The sequence below is a fragment of the Bacillus sp. SIMBA_026 genome, from assembly GCF_046535335.1.
GTDB lineage: Bacteria > Bacillota > Bacilli > Bacillales > Bacillaceae > Bacillus > Bacillus velezensis.
Genome location: NZ_JAWRWX010000386.1, coordinates 1 through 247, shown reverse-complemented (window position 1 = coordinate 247; position 247 = coordinate 1). Strand labels below are relative to the sequence as shown.

The following is a 247-nucleotide window of genomic DNA, read 5'->3' as shown; positions in this document are numbered from 1 at the left end:
CAGCATTCTTCTCTTCCGCAATGTGGGCCTGAAGGTACTCCCTCCTGAGGCCCTCACGGGCCCGTAGCGCCAACGCGGACACGGCGTTAGGGCTCAGGCCAAGTATTGGTGCCACCGCAGCGGGCTTCATCCGCTCAACGTCGAGGTACCAAAGAACGGCCTGCCACCGTTCCGGGAGTGAACGAAATGCCTTGGCGACAGTTTGGGATTCGAAGGCTTTGATTGCCACATCCGGTTCTGCCGACGC

At 60.7% G+C, this 247-nt stretch carries 1 protein-coding gene; it reads right to left on the bottom strand.

The window, feature by feature from the left end; genetic code table 11:
- Nucleotides 1-229 (bottom strand): RNA polymerase sigma factor (locus tag SB847_RS21915; protein ID WP_410578833.1); only part of this gene is annotated, 229 nt, incomplete at its 3' end.
- Nucleotides 230-247: the final 18 nt, after the last annotated feature.